Annotated in this window: 15 protein-coding genes; 8 read left to right on the top strand and 7 right to left on the bottom strand. The window is 72.8% G+C overall.

What is annotated here, in order from left to right; translation table 11 throughout:
• Positions 1-58 precede the first annotated feature (58 nt).
• Both QLQ12_RS05675 and QLQ12_RS05670 read left to right on the top strand, forming a co-directional pair.
• The gene (locus tag QLQ12_RS05675; protein WP_282757579.1) at positions 59-1,669 is read left to right on the top strand and encodes an RNB domain-containing ribonuclease; all 1,611 of its coding nucleotides are present in this window, start codon (positions 59-61) and stop codon (positions 1,667-1,669) included.
• Between the two features lie 29 nt (positions 1,670-1,698).
• Positions 1,699-1,872, top strand: coding sequence for a hypothetical protein (locus QLQ12_RS05670; protein WP_282757578.1), 174 nt, complete (start codon positions 1,699-1,701; stop codon positions 1,870-1,872).
• 126 nt (positions 1,873-1,998) lie between these two features.
• On the opposite strand, the gene panB is transcribed toward QLQ12_RS05670, so the two are convergent.
• Positions 1,999-2,829 carry a 3-methyl-2-oxobutanoate hydroxymethyltransferase gene (gene panB / locus QLQ12_RS05665; protein ID WP_407651418.1) on the bottom strand — a complete coding sequence of 277 codons (831 nt, stop codon included), beginning with the start codon at positions 2,827-2,829 and terminating at the stop codon, positions 1,999-2,001.
• A gap of 130 nt (positions 2,830-2,959) precedes the next feature.
• The gene (locus tag QLQ12_RS05660) at positions 2,960-4,702 is read right to left on the bottom strand and encodes an NAD+ synthase (protein ID WP_282757576.1); all 1,743 of its coding nucleotides are present in this window, start codon (positions 4,700-4,702) and stop codon (positions 2,960-2,962) included.
• Between the two features lie 111 nt (positions 4,703-4,813).
• Between QLQ12_RS05660 and QLQ12_RS05655 the strand changes: the two genes are divergently transcribed.
• On the top strand, positions 4,814-6,166 hold the full coding sequence (locus QLQ12_RS05655) for a glutamine synthetase family protein (RefSeq protein WP_282757890.1): 1,353 nt from the start codon (positions 4,814-4,816) through the stop codon (positions 6,164-6,166).
• Positions 6,167-6,441: 275 nt separating this feature from the next.
• Here QLQ12_RS05655 and QLQ12_RS05650 read toward each other — a convergent pair whose 3' ends face one another.
• Positions 6,442-7,194, bottom strand: a complete 753-nt coding sequence (locus tag QLQ12_RS05650; RefSeq protein ID WP_282757575.1) for a hypothetical protein — start codon at positions 7,192-7,194, stop codon at positions 6,442-6,444.
• A 23-nt stretch (positions 7,195-7,217) separates the two neighbouring features.
• Complete coding sequence (locus QLQ12_RS05645) at positions 7,218-7,853, bottom strand: RNA polymerase sigma factor (RefSeq protein ID WP_282757574.1); 636 nt, start codon at positions 7,851-7,853, stop codon at positions 7,218-7,220.
• Between the two features lie 163 nt (positions 7,854-8,016).
• On the opposite strand from QLQ12_RS05645, the gene QLQ12_RS05640 reads away from it, so the two are divergent.
• On the top strand, positions 8,017-8,442 hold the full coding sequence (locus QLQ12_RS05640; RefSeq protein ID WP_282757573.1) for a DUF350 domain-containing protein: 426 nt from the start codon (positions 8,017-8,019) through the stop codon (positions 8,440-8,442).
• A gap of 96 nt (positions 8,443-8,538) precedes the next feature.
• Positions 8,539-9,231: a helix-turn-helix transcriptional regulator gene (locus QLQ12_RS05635; RefSeq protein ID WP_282757572.1), complete on the top strand. Its 693-nt coding sequence runs from the start codon at positions 8,539-8,541 to the stop codon at positions 9,229-9,231.
• Positions 9,232-9,235: 4 nt separating this feature from the next.
• Here the strand turns inward: QLQ12_RS05635 and QLQ12_RS05630 are convergent, their stop codons facing one another.
• Positions 9,236-9,604 (bottom strand): VOC family protein, encoded by a 369-nt coding sequence (locus QLQ12_RS05630; protein WP_282757571.1) that lies wholly within the window; start codon positions 9,602-9,604, stop codon positions 9,236-9,238.
• A gap of 99 nt (positions 9,605-9,703) precedes the next feature.
• Here QLQ12_RS05630 and QLQ12_RS05625 point away from each other — a divergent pair, with 99 nt between their 5' ends.
• Entirely contained in the window at positions 9,704-10,147 is a 444-nt protein-coding gene (locus QLQ12_RS05625; protein WP_282757570.1) for a GNAT family N-acetyltransferase, read from the top strand.
• A gap of 6 nt (positions 10,148-10,153) precedes the next feature.
• Here QLQ12_RS05625 and QLQ12_RS05620 read toward each other — a convergent pair whose 3' ends face one another.
• Entirely contained in the window at positions 10,154-11,074 is a 921-nt protein-coding gene (locus QLQ12_RS05620; protein WP_282757568.1) for a quinone oxidoreductase family protein, read from the bottom strand.
• 34 nt (positions 11,075-11,108) lie between these two features.
• Between QLQ12_RS05620 and QLQ12_RS05615 the strand changes: the two genes are divergently transcribed.
• Complete coding sequence (locus QLQ12_RS05615; protein ID WP_282757566.1) at positions 11,109-11,894, top strand: type 1 glutamine amidotransferase; 786 nt, start codon at positions 11,109-11,111, stop codon at positions 11,892-11,894.
• Positions 11,894-14,854 (top strand): bifunctional [glutamine synthetase] adenylyltransferase/[glutamine synthetase]-adenylyl-L-tyrosine phosphorylase, encoded by a 2,961-nt coding sequence (locus tag QLQ12_RS05610; RefSeq protein ID WP_282757565.1) that lies wholly within the window; start codon positions 11,894-11,896, stop codon positions 14,852-14,854. The genes QLQ12_RS05615 and QLQ12_RS05610 overlap by 1 nt, the downstream gene beginning before the upstream one ends.
• On the opposite strand, the gene QLQ12_RS05605 is transcribed toward QLQ12_RS05610, so the two are convergent.
• A complete protein-coding gene (locus QLQ12_RS05605) occupies positions 14,855-15,529 on the bottom strand; it encodes a hypothetical protein (RefSeq protein WP_282757564.1) in 675 nt (224 codons plus the stop codon).
• Positions 15,530-15,603: the final 74 nt, after the last annotated feature.

Here is a 15,603-nt window from a genome sequence, read left to right as displayed (position 1 = left end):
TCGGCGGGCGGGGTGGCGGTGCTCTTCGGAACGGCCCACGACCTGGTAGGAATGAGCGGTGCCGATCAAACGGATGGTGGCGCCGCAGATCGACTTCTCGGCGCTGCGGCGGGAACTGGGGTTGCCGGGCGAGTTTCCGGAGGCGGTGCTCGCCGAGGCCGGGGAGGCCGCGCGGGCGACGCCTCTGCCGGAGGTCGATCGGACCGGCATCGCGTTCGTGACGATCGACCCGGCGACCTCGCGGGACCTTGACCAGGCCATGCATTTGAGCCGGCGGGGCGGTGGCGGCTACCGGATCCGTTATGCCATCGCCGATGTCGCGTCCTATGTGCGCCCGGGCGGGCCGATCGAGGCGGAGAGCTGGGTGCGCGGGCAGACCGTCTATCTGCCGGACGGGCGGATTCCGCTGCATCCGCCGGTGCTGAGTGAAGACGCGGTCAGCCTGCTGCCGGGTGGCGACCGGGCGGCCGTCGTCTGGACGATCGATCTGGACAGTGACGGGGAGACGGTCGCCGTCGACGTGGAGCGGGCGCGGGTGCGGAGCCGGGCCAAGCTCGACTACGCGGGCGTGCAACGGCAGGTCGACGCGGGGACGGCGCCGGAGGAACTGGCGCTGCTGCCGGAGATCGGCGGGCTGCTGGCTCGACGGGCCTCGGATCGTGGGGCGGTTAACCTGCCGCTGCCGTCGCAGGAGGTCGAGCGGGACAGTGACGGCTGGCGGCTGGTGCTGCGGGCGCCGCTGCCGATCGAAGAGCACAACGCGCAGATCTCGCTGCTCACCGGCATGGCCGCGGCTCGGATCATGCTCGACGGCGGGATCGGCCTGCTGCGCACCATGCCGGCGCCGAAACCGGAGGCGGTCGCGAAACTGCGGTCGGCCGCCGCGCCTCTCGGCATCCGCTGGCCGGATGGTGCGCGGGTCGGTGAGGTGGTGGCCGCCGTCGACCCGGCGGATCCGCGGGGTGCGGCCTTCCTGGACCAGGCGGCCGAGCTTCTGCGTGGCGCGGCCTATACGGCGTTCGGGGCTCCCGCACCGGCCGGCCTCGGCGCCGGCGATCCACACACGCCGGCTGAGCAGGACGGAAGGGACACCCCGGCGGATACCGGCCGGGGCGGAAACGTAGGTCGCGCGGACGCCGGCCAGGGCGGAGACGTGCGCCGGGCGGACGCCGGGCAGGGCGGGGGAGGCAGCGGAGCAGAGGCGGAGCGAGGCGGGGCCGGTGTGCCCGCTGACGTCGGGCACGGCGGGGTGGGCGCGGCGTATGCGCATGTCACCGCGCCGCTGCGGCGGCTCGCGGATCGCTATGCGACGGAGATCTGCCTTTCGTTGTACGCGGGGCGCCCGGTCCCCGAATGGGTGGCGCAGGCTCTGCCGCGCCTGCCGAAGGCGATGTCGTCGACTGACCGGGTCGCGAGTGCGGCCGACCGTGGCGCGATCGACCTGGCCGAGGCGGTGCTGCTGCAAGGGCGCGTCGGGGAGGTCTTCGAGGCGGCCGTGCTGGATCGGGACGAGCCGAACGGGAAACGGCCGGCCGGCGGGACGATCGCCTTGGACGAGCCGGCCGTGCGGGCCAAGTGCCTGGGGGACCTGCCGCTCGGGCGGCGGATCGGGGTGCGGCTGACCGCGGCCGATCCGGCGAGCCGGACGGTGCGGTTCGAGCGGTCCTGACCATGGCGGAGGCCGCGTCGGGTCGCTCGGTGCGGGTCACCGCTGACCGGATGGTGCTCCTGACGGTGGTGAACCGGTGGTTCCACCTGCGGGAGCCCACTTTCGTCGGAGCCGGGCAGTCCTACTGGATCGAGGCCGGTGAGCTGTGCGTGGACCGTGGCGGCGGCCGGGTGAGCCGACACTGCGGGGACATGTGCCGGTAGCGGCGCGGCGATGATGCGGGGCGGAGGCACGGATGTCCGGGCGAGGGCCGTGGCCGCACCGGACGTGGTGGGCAGGGCGGGACGGGGTCCGCTGCGGTTGAGGGCGGCGGACCCCGTACCAAAAAATCAGAAGGTGTGCTCCGCGGCGGGGAATTCGCCGTTGCGGACCTCGTCGGCGAATTGTCGGGTCGCTTCGGTGAGGGCGCCGGCGAGGTCGGCGTAACGCTTGACGAAGCGCGGCGCCTTGCCGGTGCGCAGCCCGGCCATGTCCTGCCAGACCAGCACCTGGGCGTCGGTGTCGGGGCCGGCGCCGATGCCCACGGTGGGGATCGCCAGTTCCTTGGTGATCTGCTTGGAGACCTCGCCGGGGACCATCTCCAGGACCACGGCGAAGGCGCCCGCGTCGGCGACCGCCCTCGCGTCGGAGATGACCTCGGCGCCTTCGTTCTCGCGGCCCTGGACGCGGTAACCGCCGATGGCGTGTTCGCGTTGCGGGGTGAAGCCGATGTGCGCCATCACCGGGATGCCGGCGCCGGTGATCGCCTCGATCTGCGGGGCCATCCGCCGCCCGCCTTCGAGTTTGACCGCGTGACAGCCGCCTTCCTTCATGAAGCGGACGGCGGTGCGCAGCGCCTGTGTGGGGCCTTCCTCATAGCTGCCGAACGGCAGGTCGCCGACGATCAGCGGGGTCTTGGTGGCCCGGACGACCGCGCGGACCAGGGGCAGCAGTTCGTCGACGGTGACCGGGACGGTCGTCTCGTAGCCGTAGACGTTGTTGGCGGCGGAGTCGCCGACCAGCAGGACCGGCACGCCGGCCTGCTCGAAGATCTGTGCGGTGTACATGTCGTACGACGTGAGCATCGGCCAGCGGTCGCCGCGGACCTTGGCGTTCATCAGGTCACGGGTGCGGACGCGACGGGTCGGTGGGCCGCCGTACAGGGTAGGAATCTCCGACATTTCGTGCATCTCCTCCCTCGAGGCCGCGCGGGTGCGGTCCCCGGGTGCGCCTATGGTCGCACCGGAAAAGCAGCCGCCGTCAGGGTTCAGTGCGGGTTTTCACACCTGCCCGGGCACTCCGCCCGTCTCGTCACGCCGAACCTTCGCGAAACAGGTTCGTGATGGGCAGGCGGCGGTCGCGGCCGAACGCCTTCCCGGAGATCTTGGTGCCGGGTGCGGACTGGCGGCGCTTGTACTCCGCCAGGTCGATCATGCGGAGCACGCGGTCCACCAGGGCGGGATCGTTGCCGGCCGCGATCAGCTCGGCCCGGCCCAGGTCGTGGTCGACATAGCCCTTGATGATCGGGTCGAGGATCTCGTAGTCGGGCAGCGAGTCCGAGTCCTTCTGGTCGGGCCGCAGCTCGGCGCTCGGCGCCTTGGTGATCGAGTTCTCCGGGATCGGGGAGTCCTCCTGGGTGTTGCGCCACCGGGCCAGCTGCCACACCATGCTCTTCGGCACGTCCTTGAGCGGATTGAAGCCGCCGACCGAGTCGCCGTAGAGCGTCGAGTAACCGACCGCCAGCTCGCTCTTGTTGCCGGTGGTCAGGACCAGGTGGCCTTCCTGGTTGGAGAGCGCCATCAGGATCACGCCGCGCACCCGGGCCTGCAGGTTCTCCACCGCCAGGCCGGAGAGCGACATGTTCGCCAGGAACGCGTCGACCATCGGCTGGATCGGCTCGGTGCGGTAGTCCAGGCCGGTGCGCTTGGCCAGGTCGGCGGCGTCGTCCTTGGAGTGGCTGGACGAATAGCCGCTGGGCAGTGAGACGCCGACCACGCGCTCCGGGCCGAGGGCGTCGACGGCGATCGCGGCGACGACGGCCGAGTCGATGCCGCCGGAGAGGCCGAGGACCACCGAGCGGAAGCGGTTCTTGTTGACGTAGTCGCGCAGACCCAGGACCAGGGCGGACCAGATCTCGGCCTCGTCGGAGACCCGGTCGGCGATGCCTCCGTCCGCCGTGCCGGCCGGCTCGGGCAACTCGCCGGGGAGGGCGACCTGCTGGATCGCCATGCCGTCGCCGTGCTCCGTGGCCGGCGCGGCATCCGTCGCCCGGGGCAGCTCCAGGTCGTGGACCAGGAGTTCCTCGGTGAACTGGCCGGTGCGGGCGAGTAGTTCCCCCTCGGCGGAGACGATCATCGAGTCGCCGTCGAAGACCAGCTCGTCCTGCCCGCCGATCATGTTGACGAACGCCACCGTCGCGCCCGCCTCGACGGCCCGGCGCTGGACCAGGGCGAGCCGGACGTCGTCCTTGTTCAGTTCGTACGGTGAGGCGTTGATGTTGACCACCAGCCCGACACCGGCCCGCCGTGCCGCGGTGAACGGCCCGCCGGCCTGCCAGATGTCCTCGCAGACGGTGAGCGCCACGTCCACCCCGCCGAGCCGGACCACGGTGAGGGTGTCGCCGGGTTCGAAGTACCGGTCCTCGTCGAAGACGCCGTAGTTGGGCAGGTGGTGCTTGTAGTAGGTGGCCGCCACCTCGCCGCGCCACAGCAGCGCGGACGCGTCTCGCCGGCCGGATCCGGGCACCGCCTCGGAGCTGATCGCCGGCGGGCCGTCGGCGTCCACGTAACCCACCACGACGGCCAGGTCGCCGAGGCCGTCGGCGGCCAGGTCGGCGGCGAGGGCGCGTAACGCCTGACGGGAGGCCTCGACGAAGGAGTTGCGGAAGACCAGGTCCTCGATCGGATAGCCGGTCAGCATCATCTCGGGGAAGGCGACCAGATGCGCGCCGGCGTCGGCTGCCTCGCGTGACCAGCGGCGGACCGCTGCCGCATTGCCGGGAATGTCACCGACTGTCGAGTTCACCTGGGCCAGGGCGATGCGCAGCGTGGGCATGTGCTCATTCTTGCTCGTTCCCGGGCTGTTTGATCCTGACCCGGGCCGACGTCACAGGGCGCCTGCAGCGTAGTCTCGCCCTCGATAGGTAGGCTCGGACTAGGGGTGGCAGTGGATCGTCAGCAGGAGTTCGTGCTTCGCACGCTCGAGGAGCGCGACATCCGTTTTGTCCGGCTTTGGTTCACCGACGTGCTCGGGACGCTGAAGAGCGTGTCGGTCGCCCCGGCCGAGCTGGAGTCCGCCTTCGAAGAGGGCATCGGCATCGACGGCTCGGCGATCGAGGGCTTCGCCCGGGTCTACGAGTCCGACATGGTCGCCATGCCCGACCCGACCACCTTCCAGGTCTTCCCGTTCGAGGGTGGGGTCAGCGGCGAGAGCGCCCGGATGTTCTGCGACATTCTGCTCCCCGACGGCAGCGCCGCCTGGGCCGACCCGCGCCACGTGCTGCGCCGCATGCTCGCCAAGGCGGCGGAGAAGGGCTTCACCTTCTACACGCACCCCGAGGTCGAGTTCTTCCTCGTGCAGGACGGCCCGCTGGACGGCTCGCTGCCGATCCCGGTCGACAGCGGCGGCTACTTCGACCACACCACCCACGCGATCGCCCGCGACTTCCGCAGGCAGGCCGTGCTGGCCCTGGAGCGGATCGGCATCTCGGTGGAGTTCAGCCACCACGAGGTCGCCCCCGGCCAGCAGGAGATCGACCTGCGATACGCGGACGCCCTCACCACCGCTGACAACATCATGACGTTCCGGCACGTGGTGAAGGAGGTGGCGCTCTCCCAGGGGGTGCGGGCCACCTTCATGCCGAAGCCGTACACCGACCAGCCCGGCTCGGGCATGCACACCCACCTGTCGCTGATGGAGGGTGAGCGCAACGCCTTCCACGACAGCGAGGACCCGCAGAAACTCTCCAAGACGGCGCGGGCGTTCATCGCCGGCCTCCTGGTGCACGCCCGCGAGTACACCGCGATCACCAACCAGTGGGTCAACTCGTACAAGCGGCTCTTCCCGATGCAGCTGCCGGACCGGATCACCGAGTCACCGGCGTTCGTGAGCTGGGGCCACCTCAACCGTTCCGCGCTGGTCCGGGTGCCGGCCTTCGGCAAGCCCAGCTCGGCTCGCGTCGAGGTGCGGTCGATCGACTCGGCCGCCAACCCCTACCTGGCGTTCGCGGTCATGCTCGGCGCCGGCCTCAAGGGCATCGAGGAGGGGTACGAACTCCCGCCCGGCGCCGAGGACGACGTCTGGTCGCTGTCGCCGGCCGAGCGCAAGGCCGCCGGTTACGAGGCGCTGCCGGAGAACCTGGCCGAGGCGATCGATGTGATGGCCGGCTCCGAGCTGGTCGCCGAGGTGCTCGGCGAGCACGTCTTCGACTACTTCCTGCGCAACAAGCGGGCCGAGTGGGAGCAGTTCCGCCGCGAGGTCACCCCCTACGAGCGCCAGCGTTACCTCGGCGCACTCTGATCTTCGAGGTGGGGAGGGGGGGGGGGGGAGCGCCCCGCCCCCCCCCCGTGAAGGGGCGCGGGGGCGCCCTCTTATCTTGGTGGTGGGGTGGGCGGGGAGCCCCGCCCCCGCCCCTCCCCGTTTGAGGTGCCAGGCGGCGACGGGTGTCCAAGCCGTCACCGCCTGGCCTGGTGCAGCTGCCGGCCTCGGGTGGGGGGCCTCAGCCGGCGGCTGACCTCAAAAGGCGCCCGGCGGACCGCCCGTTCCCCAGATCCGGTCCGCCGGGCGCCGGTCCATCACCGGCGCGTCAGACCGTTGCTCGCGCTCGGCCGGGGCCGGTCGGGGCGAGTGCCCCCACTGTCGTGGTCGAAGTCGCGGTCGTGGCCTCCGCCCCGCCGGCCGGGCGTCCCGTCCGGGCCGGGGCGGGGCGGCTGCGACGTGGCGCCGGGCCAGGTGGGCTGGCTGCCGCGGCTCGGGCGCGGCAGGCCCTGACAGAAGCGCTCCACCCGGGCGCCGTCCCTCTTGCCGGCCCGCCGCACGAGTTCGCCGAAGTAGTCGTCGTGGAGGGCTCGCTCGCGGTCGTCCCCGGCGTGGCCGGAGAACTCCCGGCACAGCTGCTGCACCGGAGGCGGCGCCGGAGCCGTCGTCGTCGCGGCAGCGGACGGTCGGGGCCGTTCCGGCCGGGGCTGGTCCGGCAGGGGCTGGACGGGCTGCGGCGCCGTGGACGCGGGAACGACGGAATCGGCTTCGCCGCCCACCGAAGGCAGCGAACCGTTGTTGGCGGCCAGCGCGACCCCGCCGACCGTGGCGATCGCGGCGGCGGCGACCTTGAGACTGAGCAGTTTGCCGAGGTGGGCCGCCCACCGGGAACGGCGCGGACGGGCGGGGGAGTGCGCGGCGGCCCGGAAGGCGGCCAGAGCCGCGGCCTCGCCGGCCAGCTCCCGCTCGGTGGCGGGCGCCTGTGCGGCGGCCAGCAGCCCGCCCAGCGGATGACCGGCCGGCAGCGGGTGGCCGCCCCGCAGCAGGCTCTCCGCGGTCGTGCGGTCCATCGGGCTCCCTCCCTTGCCGGCGGTCATCTCATCTCCCTCAGCGCCGCGGTCGCCGAAGTTGTCACAGCAGAACTCCATGAACTGGATCTGCGCTGTTCAGGAGGGGGCGGAGGCTCCGGCTGGGCGAGCCGGGCGGCAAGCTGCCTGAGCCCTCGGTAAGCGGCGGTGCGGACCGCCCCGGCCCGGCGCCCGAGAATCCTGCCGGTGGCGTCGGCGTCCAGGCCGACGACCACGCGCAGCATCACCGCCTCGGCCTGCTCCCGCGGCAGTGTGGCGATCAGCGCCACCGCGGCGTCGGTGCCGACCAACTCCAGCGCGCTGACGGCGGTGTCGTCGCCGGCGCTCAGCTCGGTCAGGAACTCGGCCGGGGCAGCGGCCTGCGGGCGGCGGCGCCGTGAACGCAGCAGGTCCATCGCCCGGTGCCGGGCGATCGTGGCGGTCCAGCCGCGGAAACCGTCCCAGTCGCCGGAGAACGTCCGCAGGTCCCGGGCGATCTGCAGCCAGGCCTCGGAGGCGACGTCCTCGGCGTCCTCGCCGACCAGCACCCGCAGGTAGCGCAGCAGGGCGGGTTGCTGGGCGCGGTAGAGCAGGCGGAACGCCGTTTCGTCACCCGACTGCGCCTCGGACACGACGGCGTCGAGGTCCTCCGGTGCCACCATCCAACGACCTCCGCGCCTGGCTGCGCCCCCACACCGCATGCGGGCTCCCCTGGTACAGCGCCGGGTGACCGAAAAACGTCACCGCCGTTCCCGGCGTCCGATCGACTCGGTAGATCGGCTCCGATACGGTCTGGAGCGGACTACACATGACAAGGGAGAAGCCGTGCTGGAGGATCTGCTTGAGGGTGCCGGGCGCAGCATAGTGTTCGGCGGCGTCGGCATCGGGTTGATGGCCGTCGGGTTCGTGTTGATCGACGTGCTCACCCCCGGCAAGCTGCGTGACCTGATCTGGGTGGAGCGGAACCCCAACGCGGCGCTTCTGCTGGCGGCGAACCAACTGGGCATCTCCGCGATCGTCTTCACCTCGATCTTCACCACCTACGACTCGTTCGGTGAAGGGCTGGCCTCGACCGCGCTGTTCGGCCTGGTCGGCATCGCCATCATGGGCCTGGCCTTCCTGGTGCTCGACTGGCTGACGCCGGGCAAGCTCGGCGAGGTCATCTGCACCCAGGACCGGCACCCCGGCGCGCTGGTCAGCGCGGCCTCACACCTCGGCGCGGCCATCATCGTCTGCGCCTGTATCGCCTGACGCGTCACCGGGGCGGCGGGTCTCCAGCGCGTGCGTTTCAGCGCGCTGGAGGCGGTGCGGCCGTTGATGTCATACCCCCGCTCTAGCGTGCGGGGGGTGAACCGTACCGACCGGCTCTATGCCCTTGTCGAGGAATTGCGGGCGGTCGCGCCCCGCCCGCGCAGCGCGCGGTGGCTGGCGGACCGGTTCGAGGTGAGCGCGCGCACCGTCGAGCGTGACATCTCCGCCCTCCAGCAGTCCGGCACGCCGATCTATGCCGAGTCCGGCCGCACCGGGGGCTACTGCCTGGACCGGGCGCACACGCTGCCGCCGGTCAACCTGACGCCGGAGGAAGCGGTCGCCATGGCGCTCGCGTTGCGGGGCCTGGCCGGCACCCCGTTCCGGCACCCGGCGGCGAGCGCGTTGCGCAAGCTGGTCGCGGCCATGCGCCCGGCCGACGTGGCGGCGGCGCGGGCCCTGGCCGGGCGGATCCATCTGGGCGGTGACCCACCGCCCACGGCGTTGCCGCGGCTGGCCGGCGGCACACTCCCGGTGGGCTGCGTTCTCCGGATCGGTTATGCCGATCGCCACGGCGCGGTGACCGCCCGGGACATCGAGCCGTTGGGCTATGTCGGCGTCCGCGACCGGTGGTACCTGGTCGCCTGGTGCCGGTTGCGCCAGTCGGTGCGGGTGTTCCGGCCCGACCGGATCACGACGGTGACGCCCACCCGCGAGACGGTGCGGCCGCGGGCGCTGAGCGAGACCGATCTGGACATCCCTCACCGCCTGCGGCCGCTCAGTCTGATCTGAGGCCTCAGCCCGCCGGCGGCGTGAACACCTGGAACTGGTTGCCCGACGGGTCGAGCAGGTGGGCCAGGGTCAGCCCGCCCGGCGCCTCCGCCTTGACCAGCACCTTGCCGCCGGCCGCCTCGACCTGCCGGCAGGTGGCCTCGGTGTCGGCCACCAGCACCGAGAAGACGGCGTGACCGGGCGCCTCGCCGCGGGTGTCCGCGATGCCGCCCTGCAGGCCGCCCTCGCCGGGCGTGGTGATGATCCGGTACGCCGCCCCGGCGTGCTCGTCATCGGCGAACGTCCACCCGAACACCTCGCCGTAGAACCGCTCGGCCGCGGCAGGCTGGTCGGTGCCGATCTGGAACCAGCCGATCCCGTTTACTGCGGACATCTCTTCTCCCTCGTGGCCGGAACTCGTTTCGTCTGCCACTCTGCTGGCCCGTCCCGACAGCGTCCTGTCGGTGTTTACCGCCTGTGTCATGATCACGCGATGCGTTCCGCATCGATCCGCCTCGAACCGGTCACCGCCGGCAACTGGCGGGACTGCGCCGCCCTCACGGTCCATCCCGGCCAGAAGGACTTCGTCGCCGAGGTGACCTACTACCTCTGCGTGTGCCATTACGGCGACACCTGGAATCCGCTCGCCGTGGTCCGGGGCGACGAGGTGGTCGGCTTCGTGATCTGGGCGGTCGACGACGACGGCAGCCGGTGGATCGGCGGCCTCGTGGTGGACGCGAAGCACCAGCGACAGGGCGTGGGCCGGGAGGTCGTCCGGCAGCTGCGCGAGCGCCTGATCGCCGAGCCGGGCACCCCGAACGTCGCGCTCAGCTATCAGCCGGCCAACACCGCCGCCCGCGACCTCTACCTCTCGATGGGGTTCGCCGAGACCGGCGAGACCGAGGACGACGAGGTCGTCGCGAGGTGGACGCCGTAGCCGTGCTCAGATGAGGCGGCGCACGTCGATCACGAGCTTGCCCGAGGTGACCCGGTTCTCCAGATCGGCGTGCGCCCTGCCCACCGCGGAGAGCGGATGACGGCCACCGATCCGGGCGGTCAGCACACCGCGCCCGGCCAGGTGGAACAGGCGGGCCGCACTGGACCGGTAGAGCTCCTCGTCGTCGAGCACCCGCTGCAGCCGGAAGCCGAGCACCCCCGTCGAGGCGGTCATCAGGTCGCCGACCGCGACGGTGTCGCGCACGGCGCCGGCCCCGCCGTACGCCACGGTCCGCCCGAACGGCGCCAGCGCCGCGTGCAGCTGCTCGAACGTCCGTCCGCCCACACCATCCAGCACCAGGGTCGGCGTCTCACTGAGGGCCGCGCCCAGGTCCGGGTGCTGGGAGTCGACGGTGGCGTGCGCGCCCAGCTCGGCCGCCAGAGCCCGTTTCGCCGGTGTCGAGGCGATGGCGATCACCCGCGCCCCCGCCGCCCGGGCCAGTTGCACGGCCAGGTGCCCGACCCCGCCCGCGCCCGCGGTGACCACCACCACGTCGTCGGCGTCGACCCGGCCCAGCGTGTGCAGGCAGTGCCAGGCGGTCAGCCCCTGCTCCAGCACCGCGAGCGCCTGCTCGTCGCTCACCTCGTCGGGCACCTCGACCACGTGGTGGGCGGGCGCCACCTGCGCGTATCCACCGCCCCGCAGCACGGCGGCCACCCGCCGCCCGTCGGCCCGGCGGCGGCCCACCACGTCGGCGCCGAGAACCGCGGGCAGGGGCGGCCGCTCGTGCTCGCCGCGCCGCCGCTGGACGTCGGCGAAGTTCACCCCGGCCAGAGTCACGTCGATGACCTCGCCGTCCGGCGCCGGAATCTCCGCCAGGGCGAACACGTCGGGCCCGCCGAAGGCGGTGATCACTGCGGCGAGCATCCCTTATTGAAACAGCACCGGATAGCCTCGACGTGTGGCCACCGCACTAGTCATCGAGAACGACCCCAGTGACGACCTCCGGCGCCTGGGGGACTGGCTGACCGAGGCAGGCCTGGAGCTGACCGTGCTCCGGCCGCACGCCGGGGACCGACTGCCCGAGACGCTGGACGGCTTCCTGGCGCTGATCGTGCTGGGGGGCGACCAGAACGCGTACCCCGATGCCGCCGGCGTGCCGGGCGCGCCGTGGTTCCCGGCGCTGGAAGGGCTGCTGCGCAAGGCGGTCCGGCACCGGGTGCCGACCCTCGGCGTCTGCCTCGGCGGGCAGATCCTCGCCCGCGCGCACGGCGGCCTGGTGGCGCTCAGCGGCGCCGGCCCCGAGATCGGTCCCGGGCTGGTCGGCCGGCGCGACGCGGCCGACAACGACCCGCTGTTCAGATGGGTTCCGCTGCTGCCCGACGTGCTGCAGTGGCACCGTGACGAGATCGTCGAGCTGCCGGCGAACGCGGTGCTGCTCGCCGCCTCCAGCCGGTTCCCGCACCAGGCGTTCCGGATCGGCGACCGGGCCTGGGGCCTGCAGTTCCACATCGAGTGCGACGCCGACATGATCGCCGACTGGGCGCGCAGCGACAGCGACGTCCTCACCGAGCTCGGCTACGACCCGGAGCTCGTGGTGCAGGCCACCACCGCTGCTCTGGCCGACGTGGAGGAGGTGTGGCAGCCGTTCGCCATGCGGTTCGCCGCGCTGGCCCAGGGCACCCTGCCGGACGCCGACATCCCCGACACCGGCATCGGCCGGACCCTGCCACTGCTGGGGCAGTGATGACCAGGCCCAGCCGGCTCGCCCGGTACGGCTTCGCCGACAACGGCGCCCGCGCCACCGACCTGCTCGGTCCCGGCCCGGGAGGGCTGGGCCTCTGGGACCCGCAGGCGCAGTCCCCGGCCGGCGAGCAGGCGGCGGGGCTGCTCGACGCCCTGTCCAAGGCCGCCGACCCGAACCTGGCGTTGCGGCAACTGCACCGGCTGACCGAGTCGGTGGGACGCGGGGGGCCGGAGACGGCCGCCGAGCTGCTCGGCGAGCTGTCCACCGACCACGGGCTGCGGCGGCGGCTGCTCGCCGTGCTCGGCGCGTCGTCGACTCTCGGCGATCTCCTGGTGGCCAACCCGGACGAGTGGCGGACCCTGGCGACGGACCGGTCCGGCATGCCACCGGAGGCGGACGGGAGACTCGCCGAGCTCGATCCGCTGACCGTTCCGGCGCTGCGCAAGGCGTACCGCATCTCACTCCTGCGCATCGCCGCCGCGGACCTGACGGCGGGCCGCGGCCTGGAACCGACGATGGACGCCCTCTCCCTCCTGGCCGACGAGACCCTGGGCGCGGCGTACGCGATCGCGGTCGCCGCCCTGCCGGAGGCGACGCCGGAGCCCCGCCTCGCGGTCGTCGCGATGGGCAAGTGCGGCGGCGGCGAGCTGAACTACGTCTCCGACGTCGACGTGATCTTCGTGGCCGCCGGTGACGAGGACCTGAGCGCGGCCACCACGATCGCCGCGCGCCTGATCGAGATCTGCGGCCAGGTGGCCTGGCCGGTGGACGCGGCGCTGCGCCCGGAGGGCAGCCGGGGCCCGCTGGTCCGCACCCTCGCCAGCCACCAGGCCTACTACCGCCGCTGGGCCCGCACCTGGGAGTTCCAGGCGCTGCTCAAAGCCCGCCCGGCGGCCGGCGACCTGGCCCTGGCACAGGAGTGGATCGCCGACCTGGCCCCGCTGGTCTGGCATGCCGCCGAGCGCCCGGAAGCGGTCGCCGACGTCCGCGACATGCGCCGCCGGATCATCGACAACGTGCCGAAGAAGGAGCTGGACCGGGAGATCAAACGGGGCCCGGGCGGGCTGCGTGACATCGAGTTCGCGGTGCAGCTGCTCCAGCTCGTGCACGGGCGGGTCGACGAGACGCTGCGCTCCGGCGGCACGCTCCCGGCGCTGCGTGCCCTGGTCGCCGGGGGTTACGTCGGGCGCCAGGACGGCGAGACGCTGCTGCGTGGTTACCGTTTCCTGCGCGGCGTCGAACACCGCCTGCAACTGCAGCAACTCAAGCGTACGCACACCGTGCCGGACGATCCGGCCGGCTTGCGCTGGCTCGCGGCCGCCCTCGGATACACCGCCCTGCCCGGCCGGGACGCCGTCGAGTCGTTCCGCGCCGACTGGGTCGGGCACGCCGCCAACGTCCGCCGCCTGCACGTGAAACTGCTCTACCAGCCGTTGCTCGAAGCGGTGGCCCGGGTCCCCGCCGAGGAGCTGCGGATGACCCCGGAATCGGCCCGCAGGCGACTGGAGATCCTCGGGTTCGCCGACCCGGCCGGCGCCCTGCGTCATCTGGAGGCGCTCACCGGTGGGGTGACCCGGACCGCGGCGATCCAGCGCACCCTGCTGCCGATGCTGCTGCAGGACTTCGCCGACGCCCCGGAACCGGACCGTGGCCTGCTCAGCTACCGCCAGGTCTCCGACAAGCTGGGCAGCACCCCGTGGTACCTGCGTCTGTTGCGGGACGGCGGCCCGGTGGCCCGCCGCCTGGCCCGGGTGCTGAGCCTGTCGCGGTACGCCACCGACCTGCTGACCCGTGACCCGGAGGCGCTGCGCCTGCTGGCCGACGACGCCGAGCTGCAGCCCCGGCCGCGGGAGTCGCTGCTGGACGGGTTCGCCGCGGCCGGCGACCGGCACGCCGACGCGGTCAAGGCGATCGCCGCGGTCCGGGCGCTGCGCCGCCGCGAACTGTTCCGGCTGGCCTGCGCCGACATCCTGAGCCATGGCGGCGAACTGGCGCCGGACCGGCCGCTCTCCGTCGAGGAGATCGGCGTGGCCCTCTCCGACGTCACCGACGCGACCCTGAACGGCGCCCTGCGGATCGCCCGCCGCGCCAAGCCCGGCCCGGACGGCCTGCGGTTCGCGGTCATCGGCATGGGGCGGCTCGGCGGTTACGAGATGAGCTACCCGTCCGACGCCGACGTGCTCTTCGTCTACGAGCCTCCAGCGGGCGTCCCGGAGAGCGCGGCCAGTGCGGCCGCGCACGCGGTCGCCGAGGAGATGCGGCGTCTGCTCAACGCGCCCGCCCCCGACCCGGCTCTGGGCGTCGACGCCGATCTGCGCCCGGAGGGCCGGCAGGGCCCGCTGGTGCGAAGCCTGCAGGCCTACCGGCAGTACTACGACCGCTGGTCGAAGGTGTGGGAGGCGCAGGCACTGCTGCGGGCCCGGTTCGTCTGCGGTGACGCCGACCTGGGTGAGCGGTTCGAGGAGATGGCCGACGCGGTTCGTTACCCGGCCGGTGGCCTGAGCCGGGAGCAGGTGGTCGAGATCCGCCGGATCAAGGCCCGGGTGGAGACCGAGCGGCTGCCCCGCGGGGCGGACCCGCACACGCACACCAAACTCGGCCGGGGCGGTCTGGCCGACGTCGAGTGGGCGGTGCAGCTCACCCAGCTCCGGCACGCGCACGCGCTGCCGGACCTGCGCCGGACGCGCACGTGTGAGGCGCTCGGCGCGGAGGCCGGCGCCGGTGTGATCGACGAGTCGGACGCCACCGAGATGGCCGCCGGCTGGACCCTGGCCGCGCAGGTGCGCAACGCCCTCACCCTGGTCCGTGGCCGCCCGACCGACCAGCTGCCCCGGCACGGGGTCGAGCTGGCGGGCGCGGTGCTCCTGCTGGGCGGCGGCGACCCGGGTGAGTTCGTGGACCGGTACCTGCGGCTGACCCGCCGCTCTCGGGCCGCGATGGAACGCGTCCTGGAGAGCTGATCAGCACGGTTTGCTGACGCCCTTACCGCGCAGCATGCGGTACGTGCCGTCGCCGGCGCTGAGAACGTAGACGACCTGCCACAGCGTGCAGGTCTCGTCGAGCCGTTGCGGCGGCCCGTGGCCGGTCCGTTGCTCGCTGCGGAAACTGACCTCGGCCCGGAGCCGTCCCGCCGTCGTCTCGGCCAGGTCCCGCAGCACGATGTCGGAGTCCCGGGTGGTCGAGGTTCCCTGGGCGAAGGCCTGCAGTTCCCGGGGCGCGGAGGGGTCGAGGTCCCCGGCCGGGTCGAGCACACCCGCGACGGCGTCGTAGTCCCGCTCGTTGATGCCGGTGAAGTAGGTGTCGAACATGGCCGCCACGTCGGCGGCACGTGGGTCGTCGAGGCCCGGGCGCACGGTCACCAGGCCGATCCGGTCGTTCTCCAGGATCGGAGTGGCGCTGCCGGGCGCCGCAGCGGGAGACACCGTGGCGACCGCCGCGGGCCGTTTCTCGTTCTCGTAGCCCAGCAACCGGGGGCCGCCGAAGACGGCGGCGGTGGCGAGGGCGCCGATCAGGACGAGGATCGGAAGGGCCGGCAGCACGCGGCTGCGGGACGGTTCCTCGGCGTGGACGGGGTCCGCGGGCTCGGGTATCCACAGCGGGGCGGGCCGGGCGGGCTCGGGTATCCAGATCTCCACGGCCCGGGACTCCCGGCGCGGGCGCGCGCAGGCCCCGCACTCGTCCGGCATCCCGTTGTTGCGTTCACCGCAAT

It is taken from the genome of Actinoplanes sandaracinus (assembly GCF_030009775.1).
In the GTDB taxonomy this organism is placed as follows: domain Bacteria; phylum Actinomycetota; class Actinomycetes; order Mycobacteriales; family Micromonosporaceae; genus Actinoplanes; species Actinoplanes sandaracinus.
The sequence above is the reverse complement of the archived record's forward strand: the minus strand, read 5'-3'. Positions and strand labels throughout refer to the sequence as shown.